The following is a 17,559-nucleotide window of genomic DNA, read 5'->3' as shown; positions in this document are numbered from 1 at the left end:
GGATGAGCAGCATCTACCAGTTCAAGATCGACAGCCGTAAGACCGACAAGGTCCGGGCGATTTTGGGACTTTCTCCCGATGACGGGGATGGGGAGAGAGGGTTGCTTTTGGAGCGAGAGATCCCCGATGAGGGTCCATGGGTCGATGCCATCGGGGAGTTCCTGGGGGTCTTGGAAGGGAAATACGATTCCTTGGCAGAGGTCGGCGTCGAGCGTTCCGATATCTCGATCTGGCTGCTCTATGAGTACGCCGAGCAGTGCAACATGGAGTTTGCTCCGCAGACGCTTCTCAAGCTGGGGAAGGAAGGGATCACCCTCTGTGTCTCGTGCTGGCAGAAGGCATCTTGACGGATGGGTCAAGCGCCCATATTTATGGCCATATGAAAACGACGATCGAGCTTCCGGACGCTTTGATGCATCGGGCGAAGGTTGCCGCGGCCCAGCGGCGAACCACTTTCAAGCAAGTAATGATCGAGAGCTTGGAGCAATGGTTGTCCAAGCCTTCGACGCCAGCGGCGGTTGAACTAACGCCTGAGCAGGCGGAGATCTTCGAGATTGATGCTTATGGCGTTCCCGTGCTTAGGAAGCGTGATCGTGTGATGACCAATGAAATGATCAACGAGATGCGTGAGGAGATGGGAATCTGATGCACCTGCTCGACCTGAACGTTTTGATTGCACGAGCGGATTCAGCTCATCCGCATCATCGTATCGCGGTGGAATGGATGGCTACGAATGCTTCTGCCGGCTGGGCAACATGTCCGCTTACCGAAAACGGCTTTCTACGTATTCTCGGCCAACCGACCTATCAAGGAGGGCCCGGTAGCCCGGCGGGGGCCTTGGTGAGTTTTCGGCAAATTCTGGCTCTGCCAGGTCACAAGTTCCTGCCTGACGACTTCTCGCTAACATCAGGAGTACCGACTCTGAACGGTGTGACATCAGGCCAATTGACCGACATCTACCTTCTTGCCCTCGCAGTGCGTCACCGCGCGCGTTTCCTCTCGTTGGATCGCCGGATTGACCCGAGCTTGGTGCCCGGCGGTTCTTCCAGTTACGTTCAGCTCAGTCCTTGAGGGCGAACTCCTCGCGGATCTGCACGAGGAGGAAATTCACGCGTTCGCGGTCGGGCTGGTCGGGCAGCGAGGATTGTTCGAAGGCGGCTTGGACCTCGATCAACTGGTTCTCGGCCCGCTTGACGAGGGCTTCGTATTCGAACTCCCCGGAGCGGACGAGGAGGAGGTATTCGCGGTTCGGGCGGCGGATGCGGAGTTCGCCTTCGCGGGCGATCTCGCCGGCCATATCGAGCAGGCGGAGGGTGTGCATGAGGTTCTTCGAATCGTAGCCACGGCCGTGCTGGGCGTTGGTGGCGTAGCGCTCCGGATTGCGCTGGCCGACCCATTCCCAGTATTCGCGGTGGGCCTTGCAGTGGGCTTGGAAGGCGTCCTGGTTGAAGTGCATCCAGGTCACCGGCACGGCCTCACGGGTGACGCTGCTGAAGATCAGGGTATCGGGATCCTTGGGCGAGACGATGCCGCGGGCCTCGCTACGGGGATCATCGTAGATCGCGTACATGCCCGCCGCGTGCTGGACGGCGGTCAGGCTGCAGCGCTTGGGGTCAATCCCGCGGGTGGCGAGCCAGTCGAGTACGGGGCCGCTGCCTTGGCCCTCCGGAACGTGGCAGAATTCGAGCATCGCGCGGCGCTGTTCGGGCTGCGGGTTGACGATCTTCTTGTTCAGGCCGCGGGCCTTGCGGATCTGGCCCATCGCATATTCGCCGAAGGTTTTCGAGCAGAGCTTCGAGAGGAAGATGGAGGGGTCCAAGCGCTCGAAGACAGGATGGCGGTAGCGGATGCAGTCCTCCGGCATCGCCAGCAATTCGAGGGCGTTCGGGTTGTTGCGCAGCAGCAGGGAGACGAAGTGGCCGAGCTCGTAGTAGACTTCGTCGCCCCGTTCGTCGGAGACCTGTTCGATTTCATCGAGGCCTAAGAGGAAGGAGCGCGGTGCGGCGAAGACGCCGCGGCGGTCCTCGTCGGAGCCTTCCAGATTCGTGCCATAGGCGCGGCTGCCCGCCACGCTATCCAGCAGCAGGAGATCCGGTTGGCGCACGCGCTCCAGGGTGAGGTCCGCCGGTGCCGGAACGGCATTGCGAGACCGGATCTCGCTGCGGAAGAGCTGGTCGAGCAGTGCGCCGTTGGCGTCGCCCGTGGGCAGGTCCAAGCGTTCTTCCAAGGTTGCGTCGAGGAATTCATCCAAGCTGCCGATTCGGGGCATGCGTTCGCCTTCCATGGTGCGGGCCTTGTGTTCCAGGAGCGCGGGGATCAGTGCCTGAACTTCCGGCGGGGCGGTGGGAACGAGTTCCGCGAAGGCCACCGGCGGGATGCCATGGCCCGCGGCGATCCAGCGGGCGCAGAGCACGGAACGGAGTGCGTAGAGGTAGTCCTTCGCGCGGACCTGCTCATCCTGCAGCTTGCCCTTTACCATCTGGCGGGCGAGGCCGAGGTAATGCTCGCGCGATGCCTTGGGGGAAAATACGGCGCGTGCCGTACTTTGCCAGCGCTCGCGGAAGCCGCCTTCGTTGCGATAGACGACCGGCGAGTGGAGCCACTCGACCAGCGCGCCGTTCGACTTGCCGAGCAGGCGTGCGGCCTTGCGGATGTCCCAGCCGCCGGCATCCAGTTCGTTCTCCAGGGGGAGGTCGATGGCGTCGGTCCCTTCCCAGATCGAGAAGTAGGTCGATTCCGGTCTCACGAAGAGGAAGCGGATGTCGTAGTCGCTATCCGGCGAGGCAAAGCCCCAGGCGCGGCTGCCCGATTCGCAGGCATACGGGATGCGGATGCGGTGATGGGCCTCGATGCGGTTGAGCAGGCTTTCGATCTTCTCGATCATGGGCGGGCAGAATGCCGCGACCCTGGTACCTCGGGAAAGCAAATAGGTCCCATACGTCGGACAGGACCCATCAAGAGACTCTCACGGAAAATGCCACGGCCGGTTCAGAGTTAAACCCAAGAAACTCTTCACCGGCCGTGGCGTTAGCCGCGATGGACAGGCAGTCAAACCCAAGAAAACCGCCTATCCACCGCGGACCATCCGCTAACCAAGGAAAGCTTTCATTGTGCCAATGCAGGCAGATTTCCGAAAATAAACTCATCGGGAATCGCACCGACGTTGTCGACGATGAGGTCGGGTTGGTAGGCGAAGTTCTTCAGGTCCTGGCGGCGCGTGCCACCGCTGAGGACGAGCACGCTGCGGTAGCCCATCTGCACCGCGCCGAGGATGTCGGTCTCCATCGTATCGCCGACCATGACGATCTCGTCGGTGCGCAGTCCCATCTCCTTGCGGGCGGCGCGCATCATGATCGGGCTCGGCTTGCCGACCGAGAAGGCCTGGACGCCGGTGGCGCGTTCGATCATCGCGACGATCGCTCCGCAGCCGGGACGAATGCCCTTATCGGTCGGGCAGTTCGGGTCCATGTTGGTGGCGATCAGGCGCGCGCCTTTCTCGACCAGGCGCACCCCGCGCTCGATCATCTCGAAGGTCATGGTGCGGCCTTCACCGATCACCACGAAATCCGCGTCGTCATCGACGACGGTCAAGCCATTGCGGTGCAGGGCGGCCGCCAAGCCGTGCTCGCCGACCACGTAGGCGGTGCCATCCGGCTTTTGCGAAGCGAGGAAGCGGGCCGTGGCCATGGCGCAGGTGAAGACTTCGTTCTCACTCGCCTCGATGCCGAGGCGGCGCAGTTTCAGTGCGACATCGCGGCGTGCCCGCTGCGAATTGTTCGTGAGGAAGCGGAACGGAATTCCATGCTCCCGTAACCGGGAAATGAAATCCGAGGCTCCGGGGATCAACCGGGATCCCCGGTAGATGACCCCGTCCATATCGAGGAGAAAACCAATGCGTGCCATATGCCGGTGCAATCAGCGGCTGGCGTGCCACCGCTGCCATCATGGGCGTGATGGTGCTGAGACGGCCTCATGTGGCGGTCCGGTTCTTGTGATTCGATTGAATGTTACGATAAATTAGCGAATCGATCCTGCGATTTTGCACCCAAGGACTAAACGCGGCGGCCAAATCCGCGGTTACTCGCCTTGCTTTTCGAAGGGATGCTCCTTCAGCAATTCCTCCGCCTGATAGAAAGGCACCTTGCCCTTAATCGTTTCGCGAACTCTCGCGACAGTCTCCGGTTTCACCGCCGGTGCGTGGTTGCCGAAGCTGTTCCGAATATAGGTGAGTACACCCGCAAGCTCGCGGTCGTTCATTGTTAGGCCGAGGGGTGTCATCGGCGGCACGCTGGGATTGATGCCGTACTTCTCGCCCTTGACCGTGATCGGTCCTGTTAGGCCGAGCTGGGTGAGCTTGATCAGACGCTCCTCGCTGCCGCTGACCCACTCGCTGCCGGCGAGGGGGGGGTAGATGGCGGCCTGGCCCTGGCCATCCGCCTGGTGGCAGGTGAGGCAATGGGCATCGCGGGCGTAGACTTCCTTGCCGAGGCGCCACAGCTCGAGTTCGGCGGCGGGAAGCTTCGGTTCCGGCTGCACCGCGGTGGTTTCCTCCGGCTCGATCTTGAGCTTGCCGGACAAGTAGTCGGCGGCACGGGGATTGTTGGAGAGGTCGAGCTTGCCCTCTTTCTTGAGGATTTCGATATCGTCGCTTAGTGTTAGAAAGGCGGTCTTGATCGCCTCCGGCATCCACTTGTCGATCGGCTGCTTCAGCACTTCGAGCGCGATCTTCGCGCCGTCGGTGTTGTCGAGCCACGAGGCGGCGGCGAGCGCTTCCAGGCGCACCTGGGGATGCGGATCGCTGGCGGCCTTCATCAGCAATGCGGCGTGGTCGGGAATTTTCCGCCACGAATTCCGGATCACTTCGACGGCCGAGGAGCGGGCCTGATGCGCCTTGGCGTTGAGGCATTGTTCAAGCAAGTCCTGGTCGATCTGGTTCTGTCCCCAGGTGACCCACAGCGCTTCGGCCACGTGGTGTTCGTAGCGGGGATCCGCCTTGTCGAGCGTCTCCACCCAGGCCTTGGCCGCGGGGACGATGACATCGGGCTTGTGGCCGCGCAGCTCGCGGCGGACGCGGTAGCGGGTGCGGTATTCGGGCTCCTTGAGCAGTTCGAAGAGCTTCGGGATTTCCGCGCCGGCGATGCTCGCGGGCTTCACCGTCGGGCGGCCCTTGTAGCTCACGCGGTAGATGCGGCCATGGGTGCGGCCGCGGTTCGGATCGCGTGCGGAGTGCTGCATGTGGCCGATCAGCGCATTGTGCCAATCGACGATGTAGAGCGAGCCATCCGGCGCGAACTCGAGGTCCGCCGGGCGGTAGTTCGGATCGCTGGAAGTCACCAGGTCGCCGATGTGCTTGCCGGAGAAGCCGCCACCGTCTTCCCAGATCTTGTGGATGCTGGTTCCGAGAAAGCCGATCGAGTTGTTGGTCATGAAGCCCCCTTGGAGCTCATCCGGGAAATGGCGGGAGGAGATGAACTCCGCACCCGCGGTCGGCCGGGAATACTTCGGCGCGAACTCGGCGATCTTGCCGGTCTCGTAGGCGAAGGGAGCCTTGATCGAAATCGGCAGCGCCCACCAGTTGTTGCCGCCCGAGGCATCCGCGATGAAGCACTGCTGCCAATCGTCGAAGGCGATGCCCCAGGGGTTATTGAAGTAGGTCTGGACGTAGCGCTCCAGGCGGAAGGACTTCGGATCGAAGCGCCAGATGCCGCCGCCGGTGCAGCGCCGCGGGCCGTAAGGCGTCTCCACCTGCGAGTGCAGGAAAACGCCCTCGCCCATGTAGATCGCGCCCGCAGCGTCGGTGGAGAAGGCGTGGATCGCGTGGTGGGTGTCGTGCGGATCGAAGCCGCTCATCATGTACTCGCGGCGGTCCACCTTGTCGTCGCCATCGACATCGCGCAGCAGCATCAGGTTCGGCTCTTGGGAAACGTAGACGCCTTCCGGTGCCAGCTCGATGCCGATCGGGAGGTGGAGGCCATCGGCGAAGACGGTCTGCTTGTCGGCGCGGTTGTCGCCGTCGGTGTCTTCGAGGATCAGGATCTTGTCATTGGGCAGCGGATCGCCGGGGCGATAGTGCGGATAGGAGGGCATGGTGCAGAGCCAAAGCCGGCCCTTGTTGTCGAAGGTCATCTGCATCGGGTTCGCCAGATCCGGGAAGTCCTCCTCCGAGGCGAAGAGGCCAATCTCGAAGCCATCCATCAGCTTGAAGGTCTTCAGGGCTTCCTTCTCGCGGAGGTACTTGATCTGGCCCGTGAAGTTGCTGGTGACGGGATCGAGCTTGCGAGTCTTGGCGTCTTCTTCCGCCAGATTGGGCGTCTTGCCTTCGACCGTGCTCCAGATCGCGGCGTCGCGGTTGGCGGTCAACTGGCGGATCTTTTCGATCTCCTGCGGGTAGTTGAAATCGCCGAAGGGCTGCCAGCGCCGGCCGTAGGCGTGGACGCCATTGAGCATGCGGTGGTCGTTGTGCCAGAACCAGGACTTCTCGTTCACGATCTTCCGGACCTTGTCGGGATCGGTTTGGAGAATCATGTCCTTCGGCTTGTAAAGGGCGTCCGCCAGCAGGTAGGCGAGGCGGCGGTCGCCGGCGTCATTGAGGGCGAATCCGTTCAGGGTCAGCGGCTCCTTGATCTCAGCGTAGAGCTTTTGAGTGGGACGGAAGAGGTCTATGAAGCCAAGCCCGCGCTCGGTGGCGACCTGCTGGATCACCCCGGTGTACATCTCCAGATTCGCGTTCTCCTGCTTGCCGTCCGGCAGGTCGTAATACTGGGTCAGGTCCTCGAAAGCGATCGGGGAGACCAGCACCAGCTTCGGCGCGGCGGTCCCGTTGTACTTCTGGGCCAGAGTGTGGGTGACGAAGGCATCGAGTTCCGCGCGGAATTTCGCCAGGCCCTCGGAGCCTTCGAAGGATTCGTTGAAGCCGAAGAAGGCGAGGATGGTGTCCGCCTTGCAGACGGTCAGCCATTCGTCTTCCGAAGGGTAGTGGCCCTCGCCCTTGTGCTGCGCCAGCTCCGGGCGGAGCTTTTCCGCGCCGGGGAAGGCCCAGGGCGTCTTCCGACCCGCGCGCGGGCGGTAGGACGGCGTGTCGCCCGGGAAGCACATGTTGCGGAAGACCAGGTGGTTCTCCGGGTAGCGCAGGTGCAATTGGGTCTCGAAGTTGCCGAAGTACTGCATCCGCTCGCCCAGGCCACTGCCGATCATCACGATGTGCTCGTCCTTGGCGGGGTCTTGGAAGACCGCCTGCGCGTGGAGCAGCGGCATGGCGGCGAGGGCGAGGAAGATCGATCGGAAGTTCATGGCAGCAGTGGGTGCAGTGCAGGCTGGCGGGTAACGGCGCGGAAGCTGGATTTTTGTCGTCGGCCCCGGATTCGGCGACTGCTTTTTCATGCGACGGCAATTCCGGGGTTCGCTTGCAAGAATTCCCCGCCCTGCCCAAACTGCAACCATGAAGCCGGACGCCGAAGCCCGCGCGGCGGCGGCCGAGGTCCGGGCCATCTATCGCGAATGGGAACAGCGGCCCTTGGAGCGCTCCTGCACCGGACGCGGCGATTGCTGCCGCTTCCGCCTGACCGGGCGCACGCCTTTCCTGACCCGCGGTGAGGCGCTGGTGGCCGCGCTGGCATGGCGCGCGGCGGGCCGCACCAGCGTGCCGGAGACGGCGGACGGGGCCTGCCCGTTTCTCAAAGCGGGCCGCTGCCAGATCTACGAGGGGCGGCCCTTCGGCTGCCGCACGCACTTCTGCGATGCCGCCGGCGGTCCGGCGTCCCGGAAGGAGGTGCGGGATCTGATCCAGCGCCTCGAAGAGATCGACACGCGCTTGGGCGGCAGGGGTGGGGTGAATCTGCCCGGGGCGGTGGCTGCGGCGATGAATCCGCGACGCCCGGGATAAAACCTGCCCGGCCCAAAAAAGTGCCGCCGGGGTCCCACCCCCGGCGGCTAGAAACCATCAACCCCTACGTTCTTTGCGGAACGCCGGGAGCTGACAATATATGCTGTTCACCCTTACATGAAAACACGCGCAGCGCGCGGTCTTCGTGGATTCAGACCCGTGGGCAGGATGAATGTTCAAAGATTCCGAAATTTTTTCCGGAATTTTGCGCGGTCTCAGGAGGGCCGGTAGACCTCGCTGTCCGCCACCCGCCGCCGGATCGCTTTGAGAACCGGCTTGGTGTCCTCGTCGAGACGGACCGGCTGGACGTAGGCGTCGATTTCCCAGCGTTCCAGCAGCCTTTCGAGGAGTTGCTGCTGCATCCGTTCGGAGACCGGTTTGAAAGCGGGCCAGCGGGCGTCCACGACCAGCACCAGGAGCTTCCAACCGGGAAAGTGGGTCACGTGCTTCGCACCCAGCCAGGCGCGGCGGACGGCGGGTTCCGTCGCCAGGGCCTCGCGCAGACGCTCGAGTTCCGACTCGCCCAGATCGTGGGGGAGGAAGGAATCCTGCGGGCAGACCTTGCTGCGTTCGACCAGCGCGGCCCGCAATTCCCGCTGGTGTTGTTCGGCGCGTTCCTTGAGCGTGTCGATCTCGGCGACATTGCCGAGGCGTGAGTGAAATCGCGCCAGGGTCTCGAAGGCGCGCGAGGCGATGGTGGGATCGGCGGCGGCGCGCTCGAGGTAGGCGGCGGATTCGAGATCGCCTTTTTCCGCCAAATGGCAGCCGCGCAGGTAGAGTGCCCCGGAGTGGTCGGGCCGCCGTTCCAGCAGGGCCAGCACCTCGCCCTGGACCTTTTCCAAGCCATCCAGGCGCGACAGCGCGGCGATCCTCTTCCATGCATCGCGCACGCCGGGGGCGTCGCAGGTTCCGGCGGGCCGGTCGCGGCGGGCGGCGAGGGCGTCCTTCGACCAATCGGTGCTGAAGTGCTGTCGCGCGCGACCGAGGAATGCGGCATCCAGCAATTCATCGGCAGCATTCGTCGCGGGGATTAGCAAGGGGCTGGCGGAGACCGGGATGCCCAGGTGCGCGAGTCTTTCCGCGAGCGCCGGGTGCGTGTCCGTGAAATCCGCGGATTTGCCCATGGCCTGGCTCGTCCAGCGGTCGCGGGAGTTCGCCGGCGGTTCGCTGCGGACCAAGGCAGAAAGCCTTTCGATCACGTCCCTGGGGACCGCTGCTGAACCCGCTATGGCGCTTTCCAGAGGCTGCCAGAATTCTTCTTCCAGACGTAGGCCCTGGATCGCCAGGCGTTGCAGGCCGGAGGCAAGTGCCTCTGCGGATACCGCCTCCGCCGCGACCCGATCGGCCTCGAGTTCATGGAAGCGGGAAAGCAGGAAGGCGCGGGAATTGAAGCGCGGCCAGAACCAGCGGAAGAATTTCGACAGCAGCGGGAAGAGCGGACTCGCCGGCAGCCGTCCGGCCACCTTTTCCCATGTGGCGCGCTTACGATGCAGCCAGGCACGGGTCCTGCCGTCGGGCCCCACCGCGTGAGCGAACTCGTGGGCCAGCACCGCGCGGAATTCCTCCCGGCTTAGCATCTCCATGAGCGGCAGCCCGATCACCAGATAGCTTCGATACCATCCCAGGACGCCGAGCCGGGGATTCTGGACAGTGGCGGCATTCACTTCCGCATCCAGCAAGACCTGGTGAAAGCGCACGCCGCCGACCAGGTTCCCGGTCTCGCGGATCAGGCGGTGCAGTTCCGGATGTTCCTCCTCGTCCAAGGGGGCACCTTCCGGGGGATCGAACTTCACCCACAGGCAGCAGACCAGCAGGACGGCGGTCAATAGCCCGGCGAAGGCGAGCGCGCCCCCGACCAGGGTGCCGGTCCACCCCTGCTGCTGCAGGGCGATCAATAGGCCGGCCAACGCAAGCAAAGCGCAGGCGGACAGGGCGGCAAGTAGCACGGCATACCCCAAGACGATCCAGGCGAGGGTTTCGCGCAATAGTTCCCGCGGCTGGCCGCTCCGAGCGAGCGCCAGCTCCGCCACGAGAGAATTGAAACCGTCGCGAGTCATCCGGAGGAGGGGGGAGAGACGTGGGGCGATTGGTTATTCTAACCGCAATTCTAATACAACCTAAAAGTGGCAACTCCACTTAGGGAATGATGCATCATGCCTGCGATTCAAAATTCGCGCATTCCAATGATAATCAGACGCATGCTGAATTCCGCCTGCGGACAAAATGAGATGAAAGTGCGACATAAAATGTCAATTCCTCCATGACTCTCCACCTGCCCCTTAAGCTTCACCATAGCAGTCCATGGTGGCAAAATCGGACATTATCCCCTATCGCACGGTTCTTGCACGATGCACGGCCAAGCAAATGCAGGGTGCATGGAAGGGCGGACTTCCCGTCCTCCCGCGGGAACGGTGGAATCCCGCACCCAGCGGCGATTGCGGGCTCCCATGCCGCCTGGGCACGAGGTCTGCAAGGCTTCCCCCGCAACTGACACCATCATGAAACCGAAGCTGACTCTACTCCTTCTAACATCCGCCGCCGCGCTGCTGAGCGGTTGTGTCGAAACTTACAGCCCGGGCGGGCCATCCGCCATGGCTCCAACCTACAGGCCTGGTTATGCCGTGCGGACATTGCCGCCGGGCTATCGCGCGGAGGTCATCTCGGGCACGCGCTACTACTCTCACAACAATGTCTACTACCGGTCCCAAGGCGGCGGCTACGTGGTCGTCGAATCGCCGCGCCGTGGTGGGAATTGGGATGGGGGCGGACGTGACCGCGATCGCGATGGCGGTCGCCACGACGGGGATCGGGACGGAGGTCGCCGGGATGGAGGTCGCGGCGATCGTGACCGGGACGACCGTGACCATGGGCACCGCGATGCGAGGGTGATACGGAGCCTTCCCAATGGCTATGCCGTGGTGAATCACCGTGGACAGCGTTACTACCGGTCGGGGAATGCTTACTACCAGTCCCGCGATGGAGGCTACGTCGTGGTCTCCAGTCCGTTCTAGGCAGATCAACAAAGGGAAGGGGTGGAGCGTTCGACAGACGCGCCGCCTCTTTTCCGTCAGCACTCCACCACATTCACGGCGAGGCCACCGCGGGAGGTTTCCTTGTACTTCGACTTCATGTCGCGTCCGGTGTCGCGCATGGTCTTGATCACCTTGTCGAGCGAGACGAAGTGCGAGCCGTCACCCGCCATCGCGAGGCGTGAGGCATTGATCGCCTTCACGGAGGCCATCGCATTGCGCTCGATGCAGGGAATTTGGACCAGCCCGCCGACCGGATCGCAGGTCAGGCCGAGGTTGTGTTCCATGCCGATCTCCGCGGCGTTCTCGACCTGGGTCGGGGTGCCGCCGAGATATTCGACCAGACCGGCGGCTGCCATCGAGCAGGCCACGCCGACCTCGCCCTGGCAGCCGGCCTCCGCGCCGGAGATCGAGGCGTTGCGCTTGTAGAGCATGCCGATCGCCGCGGCTGTTAGAAGAAAGCGGTGTACACCATCGGGATAGGGCGAACGGCGGAAGCGCACGGCATAGTGCAGCACCGCCGGGATGATTCCAGCCGCACCGTTGGTGGGGGCGGTGACCACGCGACCGCCGGCGGCATTCTCTTCATTCACCGCCAGGGCGTAGAGATTTACCCAATCGAGGATCGTCAGCGGATCGGTGAGAGCGAGCTCCGGGCTGCCGCAGAGGTTTTCGAAGATCGCCTTGGCGCGGCGCTTCACCTTCAGGCCGCCGGGCAGGACGCCTTCGTGCGAGCAGCCGCGCTTCACGCAGGCCTGCATGGCATTCCAGATGGCGTCGAGGCGGTTGCGGGTCTCGGCTTCGGGGCGGAAGGCTGCTTCATTTTCCAGCAGCAGGCTGGCGATGGAAAGGCCGGTTCGCGTGCAGTTGGCCATGAGTTCCGCCGCGCTGATGAAGGGGTGGGGGATGGCTACTTCCGCCCTGACGGGGTGCTGCATCTCCGCCTCGCTGGCGATGAAGCCGCCGCCGAGCGAATAGATTACCTCGTCCGCGAAGGGTGCGCCGGCGGCATCGAGTGCGGTGAAGTGCATGCCGTTCGGGTGCAGCGGCAGCGGCTTCAGGCGCTTGAAATCCAGATCCGCTTTTTCGTCGAAAACGATGTCCGTGCCCCACGGCGTCCGGAGCTTCCCGCGGCGGATCGCCGCCAGCTTTTCCGGGATGCTATCGATCTCGACCGTCTCCGGTTCCTCGCCCTGAAACCCCAGGAGGATCGCGGCATCCGTGCCGTGGCCCTTTCCGGTGGCGGCCAAGGATCCGTAGAGATCGCAGCGCAGGCGTGTGACTCGCGCCGCGAGGCCCCGCTCCTGCAGTCCTCGCACGAAGCGGCTGGCCGCCCGCATCGGTCCCACCGTGTGAGACGACGAGGGGCCGACGCCGATGGTGAAGAGTTCGAGTGCGGACAAGGTCATAGAGCCGCCGTCGATCATCATCAGCCCGCGCAAGGGTGCAAGATCGCGGGGAAAAATTGACCGTTTCCGCAGCGCCGCCTGCGGCTTCGTGTCAAAGCTGAAGGCCGCCCATCCGACCAAGGTCGTATAGGCAAAATACGCAGGCCCTGCGAGAAGAGGACCGCGCCGGGGGACTACGCCCGGGGTTTGCACCATACCTCCACACTCCATGAGATCGAATTGTCCGCCCCTGCGCAGCGCTTTCCTCTGCGCGCTGCTTGCTTCTACCGCCCCTCTTTACGGGATCCGGGGGAATCCGGGGAAGTCCTCGCCGCGGACGCAAGCGAGGCCGCCTGAATCCGCCGGAACTCCCGCCTTTTCGGGGCTCCCTGCCCTCACCAAGCATCAGGAAGAAGACAAGCAACTCTCCCGCCTGGAGGAGCCCTGAGCGGGCAAAGTAGTGTGTACTATATTAATAGTAGTAATTTGCCGCGGGATTGAACAATTCGGGCCCCCATGCCGGTTGCGCCAATGCTTGAAGAGCGCCTTCCTCGGCCGGGTACATCCTACCAAAGTCCGATATACGGATCAGACAGCCTGTGAGAGAGCAGGGGCCGGTCGCCGCACTTGGCATCCCGCTCCGATGAAACGTCTCCTCCTGTCTCCTCCCTCCCTCCTGCTTGCCTTGGTGGTTTCCGCTGCACCGGTGCACGGCATCTGGCGCGACTTCGACGATGCCGAGGCGATCCTCGGCAACCAAGCGCTGCCGTCCCCGACCCGGCTGTTCTCGTCCATGAATGTCACCTGCGATACGGGCAGCGGGAAAGTCTTCATCTGCGATTCGGGAAACAACCGCGTGCTCCGCTTCAGCTCCGCCGCCGCGCTCGGCAGTGGCCAGGCTGCGGAAGCGGCCTTCGGTCAGCCGGATCTTTACAGCGGCACGGCCGGCACCAGCCAGAGCAAGCTGACCTATCCCATCGGTGCTGCGGTCGATGGAGCCGGACGGCTGTGGGTCGCGGATACGGAAAATAGCCGGATCATGCGGTGGGACAATGCTCTTACCGCGCCAAGCGGTGCGCTGGCGAGCCAGGTACTAGGCGCGCCGGATTTCAACACCCGCGGCGGCGGCACGACCCAGAACCGTTTGAGTCGGCCCAATAGCGTGGATATCGATTCCCAAGGCCGCCTCTGGGTCGCGGATTACAACAACAGTCGCGTGCTGCGTTTCGACAACGCAGCGGCCAAGGGCATCAATGCCAATGCCGATGGAGTGATCGGCCAATTGGGTTTCACCACGGCAGTCTACGGATGCACGGCGTCGAACTTCAAACAGCCCTATGACCTGGATATCGACGCCCAAGACCGGCTGTGGGTCGCGGACATCTTCAACAGCCGGGTCCTGCGTTTCGACAATCCCTCGGCCGATGGAACGGCAAACGGCGTCCTCTGCCAGACCGACTTCGAGAGTTCCGGAGGAGGCTCCGGTCCGGGAAATGCGAATTATATTCCCTCCCTGGACGTGTCTCCCACAGGGACCCTGTATGCACTGGATACGCAGAATGCCCGCGTGCTGCGATGGGATAATGCCGCGGCGAAGGCCAACGGTGCCAATGCCGACGGCGTGCTGGGCCGGATGTCTCTAGCATCCAACGCGACCTACTCCGATACCCCCGGCTACGTAGGCTCGCAGGCCGGTGGCTTGGCGACCGATGCGGCCGGGCATCTCTGGCTGACGGACCGCTATCTTGAACGCACGATCTGCTGGGCGAACGCGGCGACCAAGCCGAATGGCGCAAATGCCGAGACCGTGATCGGTCACAACGACCCGAACATCACGCCCACTCATTACTTCGATCCCACCAGGATGCCCCGCGTGGTGCGCGGCGGCGTGGAAGACCCTGTGAGCGGCAAGTTTTTCATGGGGGACGATGGACGGGTCCTGCGCTACACCAGTCGCGCGTCAGCGGAGAGCGGCAACCCGGCTGAAGCAGTATTCGGCAAATCCAGCGCTTGGGGCTACGGCTTCGGCGATCCGAGCCAAACCGAGCTGAGCAGCACTTGGGGAGTGGCCTTGGATGCCACTGGCAAGCTGTGGGTGAGTGATACCGAAGCGAACCGCGTGCTGGGTTTCGCGAATGCCCTTACATCTCCAAGCGGCAGCCCTGCAGCGGTGGTCTTGGGCCAATCCGGCTTCGACGATAGCTCAAGCGCCCTGGCGCAGAATCGAATGCATCATCCGCGCGGCCTTACGCTCGATGCGGCCGGCAACCTGTATGTGGCGGACTGCGGTAACCACCGCGTGCTGCGCTTCAACAATGTCGCGGCCAAGACCAGCGGCGCCAATGCGGATGCCGTGCTCGGCCAGCAAAATTTCATCGCTTCCAGCCAAGCGGACGAGGTCTACCTGTTGGAAAATCCCAGCGGAGTCTCCATCGATGCCGACGGCCGGCTGTGGGTGGCGGATACCGCGAATCACCGGGTGGCACGCTACGATACCCCGCTGAGTGCCATTCCCCTGGCTGTGCCGTCCGGAACCCTCGGCATTCATGCCGGGGCGACCGCTTCAGCCATGCAGGAGCCCGTCGCAGCAGTGGTGGATGGTGCAGGACGGCTCTTTGTGCTCGATACCGCCTTCAATCGCATCCTGCGCTTCGACAATGCCAAGACCAAGCCGAACGGCGCCGATGCCGATGGATTGCTCGGTGCGATGAGTTTCACCCACTCGCTTAGCAGCCACCGCACGAGGAATGCTTGGTGGCGCCCCTATGGGCTGTTCATGGATGCCGCCAAGAACCTGTGGGTGGGAGATGAATCGAATGAGCGCGTGCTACGCTACTCCGCGGAAGCCACTGCCTACATCACCCAGAGCGGACCGGTGGGCGGAAACTTCCAGCTGACCTTCCACGGCGAGGCAGGGATCACCTACACGGTGAAATCATCCACCGACCTCAAGACCTGGCAGCCCGAGGCCACCTATCCCTTCGCCTCCTCCGGCACGCAGATCTTCTCGAAGGCCAAGGCAGGCACCAAGCGCTTCTATTGCGTCGAGGAACCGTAGCGCTCGAAGAGGTACGCGGAGTGCCGGGTGAAAAGTGCCAAGTTCCGGGAACAGCTGCCGCTGATCTCTGGGGGGAGTCGGTGGCCTTTCTTTGGAACTTGGCACTTTTCACTTGGCACTTCGCGCGGCGCACCGGTCGATGGCGGGGGCACGCCGCGATGTTGAAAGACCTTTCCTTTTCCGCCATCGTCGCGGGCTTCGTTTCGGTGCTGGTGGGCTTCACCAGTTCGGTGGCGATCGTCTTTCAAGCGGCGCAGAATCTCCACGCCAGTCCGGAGCAGGCGGCATCCTGGATCTGGGCGATCGGGATCGGCATGGGCGTGCCGACCATTCTTTTTTCCCTCGCGACGAAGAAGCCGATCCTAATCGCCTGGTCGACGCCGGGTGCGGTGGTGATCGGCGCTGCAGCGGCGGCGGGACATCTCACGATGCCGCAGGCGATCGGTTGTTTCCTGTTCAGCGCGGTGCTGATCACGATCGCAGGTTTCAGCGGCGGCTTCGAGAAGGTGATGAACCGCCTGCCCTTGCCGCTGGCCTCGGCGCTCTTGGCAGGGGTGCTTTCGAAATTCGCGCTGGATGCCTTCACGGCGATCCCGCGCGACCCATGGCTGGTCCTGCCGATGGTCGCGGCCTATGTGGCGGGTCGGCGCTTCTGGCCGCGGGCGAACGTGCCGCTGATCCTGCTTCTCGGCATCGGGATCGTGGCGGCGCGCGGGCAATTCCATGTGGAGAAGGTGCCATGGGAATTCACGATGCCGGTGTGGACCTCGCCGGAGTTCTCCGGTGCCGCGCTGATCGGCGTGGGGATTCCCTTGTTCATCGTCACCATGGCCTCGCAGAATTTGCCCGGGATCGCGGCGATCCGGGTCGGCGGTTATGAGGCCCCGGTTTCCAAGATCATCGGTTGGACGGGGGTGACGACCTTCCTGCTGGCACCCTTCGGAGCCTTCGGGATTAATTTGGCGGCGATCACGGCGGCCTTCGTGGTCGGCCCGGAGGCGCATCCCGATCCGCGGCGGCGCTATTGGGCCCCGGTGAGCGCGGGGGTCTTCTACCTGCTGATCGGGATTTTCGGTGCGACGGTGGCGGGCCTGTTTGCGGCCTTCCCGCGGGAGTTCGTGCTGGCCATCGGCGGGCTGGCCTTGCTCGCCACCATCGGCAATGCGCTGGCCTCGGCGCTGGGCGGCGAGCGCTTCCGCGAGGCCTCGATCATGACCTTTTTCGTCACGCTTTCGGGAATCACCCTCCTCGGGATCGGTTCGGCCTTCTGGGGGATCGTTGCGGGCGGGATCGTGGCGGCGCTGATGAAAAGGAAGTAACACCGCCATTTGACAGTCTCGCAGACCGCGCTTTGATGCCCGGGATGAAAACCCTCCTGTTATCCCTCATGGCCGCCGCTTCCGCCTCCGCCGCCCTCGTTGAAAAGACCGTCGAATACGATCAAGGCGGCACCACGCTCGAAGGGTTCCACGTCTATGACGACGCCGTTTCCGGCAAGCGCCCGGCGGTGCTGGTCATTCACCAGTGGACCGGCCTGACCGATTACGAGAAAGGCCGCGCCCGCCAGCTTGCGGAGCTGGGTTACAATGTTTTCGCCGCCGACATCTACGGCAAGGGCGTGCGGCCCGCACGGCCCGACGCGGCCAAGGAAGCCGGGAAATACAAGGGCGACCGCGATCTTTTCCGGGCACGCCTGAAGGCCGGCCTGGAAGTGCTGCAGAAGGAGGAGCACACCGATACCGCGAAGATCGCGGCCATCGGCTACTGTTTCGGCGGCACCGGCGTGCTGGAGCTGGCGCGCAGCGGCGCGGATATCGCGGGTGTGGTTTCGTTCCACGGAGGCCTCGATGCGGCAGAAGGCAAAGCCGCAGAGAAGGGTGGCGTGAAGGCCAAGGTGCTGGTGCTCCACGGTGCCGAAGACCCGAATGTCCCGACTGATCAGGTGCTGGCCTTCGGCAAGGAGATGGTTGAAGCCGGTGTCGACTGGCAGTTCGTCGGCTACGGCGGCGCGGTCCACGCCTTCACCCAGAAGATGGCGGGCAATGACAACTCCAAGGGCGCGGCCTACAACGAGAAGGCGGACAAGCGCTCGTGGGAAGCGATGAAGGTGTTCTTCGCGGAGATTTTCGAGTGAGGCGGTCGTGATGCCTGTCCAGCGGAGGGCGGACGCATTCGTCCGCCGGCAAGGCCGGGAAAAAGCTT

At 63.5% G+C, this 17,559-nt stretch carries 13 protein-coding genes; 8 read left to right on the top strand and 5 right to left on the bottom strand.

Features of this window, described 5'->3' with window-relative positions:
• The first annotated feature begins 2 nt into the window (after nt 1–2).
• The 3 genes from ABWK72_RS14445 to ABWK72_RS14435 are packed head-to-tail and all read left to right on the top strand — an operon-like array spanning nt 3 to nt 1,071.
• A complete protein-coding gene (locus ABWK72_RS14445) occupies nt 3–347 on the top strand; it encodes a hypothetical protein (RefSeq protein ID WP_367870278.1) in 345 nt (114 codons plus the stop codon).
• A 32-nt stretch (nt 348–379) separates the two neighbouring features.
• Nucleotides 380–646 carry a hypothetical protein gene (locus ABWK72_RS14440; protein ID WP_367870277.1) on the top strand — a complete coding sequence of 89 codons (267 nt, stop codon included), beginning with the start codon at nt 380–382 and terminating at the stop codon, nt 644–646.
• On the top strand, nt 646–1,071 hold the full coding sequence (locus ABWK72_RS14435; RefSeq protein WP_367870276.1) for a TA system VapC family ribonuclease toxin: 426 nt from the start codon (nt 646–648) through the stop codon (nt 1,069–1,071). Before ABWK72_RS14440 ends, ABWK72_RS14435 begins: the two co-directional genes overlap by 1 nt.
• Here ABWK72_RS14435 and ABWK72_RS14430 read toward each other — a convergent pair.
• The 3 genes from ABWK72_RS14430 to ABWK72_RS14420 form a co-directional block, all read right to left on the bottom strand.
• Nucleotides 1,061–2,884, bottom strand: coding sequence for a nucleotidyltransferase domain-containing protein (locus ABWK72_RS14430; RefSeq protein ID WP_367870275.1), 1,824 nt, complete (start codon nt 2,882–2,884; stop codon nt 1,061–1,063). The genes ABWK72_RS14435 and ABWK72_RS14430 overlap by 11 nt on opposite strands.
• Nucleotides 2,885–3,105: 221 nt before the next feature.
• Nucleotides 3,106–3,903, bottom strand: a complete 798-nt coding sequence (locus tag ABWK72_RS14425; RefSeq protein ID WP_367870274.1) for an HAD-IIA family hydrolase — start codon at nt 3,901–3,903, stop codon at nt 3,106–3,108.
• Nucleotides 3,904–4,077: 174 nt separating this feature from the next.
• On the bottom strand, nt 4,078–7,290 hold the full coding sequence (locus tag ABWK72_RS14420) for a PVC-type heme-binding CxxCH protein (RefSeq protein ID WP_367870273.1): 3,213 nt from the start codon (nt 7,288–7,290) through the stop codon (nt 4,078–4,080).
• A gap of 148 nt (nt 7,291–7,438) precedes the next feature.
• Between ABWK72_RS14420 and ABWK72_RS14415 the strand changes: the two genes are divergently transcribed.
• Nucleotides 7,439–7,882, top strand: a complete 444-nt coding sequence (locus ABWK72_RS14415; RefSeq protein WP_367870272.1) for a YkgJ family cysteine cluster protein — start codon at nt 7,439–7,441, stop codon at nt 7,880–7,882.
• A 215-nt stretch (nt 7,883–8,097) separates the two neighbouring features.
• Here the strand turns inward: ABWK72_RS14415 and ABWK72_RS14410 are convergent, their stop codons facing one another.
• Nucleotides 8,098–9,939 carry a M48 family metalloprotease gene (locus ABWK72_RS14410; RefSeq protein ID WP_367870271.1) on the bottom strand — a complete coding sequence of 614 codons (1,842 nt, stop codon included), beginning with the start codon at nt 9,937–9,939 and terminating at the stop codon, nt 8,098–8,100.
• Nucleotides 9,940–10,380: 441 nt separating this feature from the next.
• Here ABWK72_RS14410 and ABWK72_RS14405 point away from each other — a divergent pair, with 441 nt between their 5' ends.
• On the top strand, nt 10,381–10,893 hold the full coding sequence (locus tag ABWK72_RS14405; protein WP_367870270.1) for a hypothetical protein: 513 nt from the start codon (nt 10,381–10,383) through the stop codon (nt 10,891–10,893).
• Nucleotides 10,894–10,949: 56 nt separating this feature from the next.
• Here ABWK72_RS14405 and ABWK72_RS14400 read toward each other — a convergent pair whose 3' ends face one another.
• On the bottom strand, nt 10,950–12,320 hold the full coding sequence (locus tag ABWK72_RS14400) for an L-serine ammonia-lyase (protein ID WP_367870269.1): 1,371 nt from the start codon (nt 12,318–12,320) through the stop codon (nt 10,950–10,952).
• 622 nt (nt 12,321–12,942) lie between these two features.
• Here ABWK72_RS14400 and ABWK72_RS14395 point away from each other — a divergent pair.
• From ABWK72_RS14395 to ABWK72_RS14385, 3 genes are all read left to right on the top strand, one after another.
• Nucleotides 12,943–15,357: an NHL repeat-containing protein gene (locus ABWK72_RS14395; protein ID WP_367870268.1), complete on the top strand. Its 2,415-nt coding sequence runs from the start codon at nt 12,943–12,945 to the stop codon at nt 15,355–15,357.
• A 98-nt stretch (nt 15,358–15,455) separates the two neighbouring features.
• On the top strand, nt 15,456–16,676 hold the full coding sequence (locus ABWK72_RS14390; protein ID WP_367870267.1) for a benzoate/H(+) symporter BenE family transporter: 1,221 nt from the start codon (nt 15,456–15,458) through the stop codon (nt 16,674–16,676).
• 44 nt (nt 16,677–16,720) lie between these two features.
• The gene (locus tag ABWK72_RS14385) at nt 16,721–17,491 is read left to right on the top strand and encodes a dienelactone hydrolase family protein (protein ID WP_367870266.1); all 771 of its coding nucleotides are present in this window, start codon (nt 16,721–16,723) and stop codon (nt 17,489–17,491) included.
• Nucleotides 17,492–17,559 lie beyond the last annotated feature (68 nt).

The sequence above is a fragment of the Luteolibacter sp. Populi genome (assembly GCF_040801775.1).
Taxonomy (GTDB): Bacteria; Verrucomicrobiota; Verrucomicrobiia; order Verrucomicrobiales; family Akkermansiaceae; genus Haloferula.
This window is presented reverse-complemented; position numbering and strand designations above follow the sequence as displayed.

Excerpts from the sequence above, each read along its gene's own strand:
- ABWK72_RS14425 (WP_367870274.1), bottom strand. The coding sequence starts at position 3,903 with ATGGCACGCATTGGTTTTCTCCTCGATATGGACGGGGTCATCTACCGG.
- ABWK72_RS14395 (WP_367870268.1), top strand. The coding sequence starts at position 12,943 with ATGAAACGTCTCCTCCTGTCTCCTCCCTCCCTCCTGCTTGCCTTGGTG.
- ABWK72_RS14400 (WP_367870269.1), bottom strand. The coding sequence starts at position 12,320 with ATGACCTTGTCCGCACTCGAACTCTTCACCATCGGCGTCGGCCCCTCG.
- ABWK72_RS14440 (WP_367870277.1), top strand. The coding sequence starts at position 380 with ATGAAAACGACGATCGAGCTTCCGGACGCTTTGATGCATCGGGCGAAG.
- ABWK72_RS14445 (WP_367870278.1), top strand. The coding sequence starts at position 3 with ATGAGCAGCATCTACCAGTTCAAGATCGACAGCCGTAAGACCGACAAG.
- ABWK72_RS14405 (WP_367870270.1), top strand. The coding sequence starts at position 10,381 with ATGAAACCGAAGCTGACTCTACTCCTTCTAACATCCGCCGCCGCGCTG.
- ABWK72_RS14385 (WP_367870266.1), top strand. The coding sequence starts at position 16,721 with ATGAAAACCCTCCTGTTATCCCTCATGGCCGCCGCTTCCGCCTCCGCC.
- ABWK72_RS14420 (WP_367870273.1), bottom strand. The coding sequence starts at position 7,290 with ATGAACTTCCGATCGATCTTCCTCGCCCTCGCCGCCATGCCGCTGCTC.
- ABWK72_RS14430 (WP_367870275.1), bottom strand. The coding sequence starts at position 2,884 with ATGATCGAGAAGATCGAAAGCCTGCTCAACCGCATCGAGGCCCATCAC.
- ABWK72_RS14410 (WP_367870271.1), bottom strand. The coding sequence starts at position 9,939 with ATGACTCGCGACGGTTTCAATTCTCTCGTGGCGGAGCTGGCGCTCGCT.
- ABWK72_RS14435 (WP_367870276.1), top strand. The coding sequence starts at position 646 with ATGCACCTGCTCGACCTGAACGTTTTGATTGCACGAGCGGATTCAGCT.
- ABWK72_RS14415 (WP_367870272.1), top strand. The coding sequence starts at position 7,439 with ATGAAGCCGGACGCCGAAGCCCGCGCGGCGGCGGCCGAGGTCCGGGCC.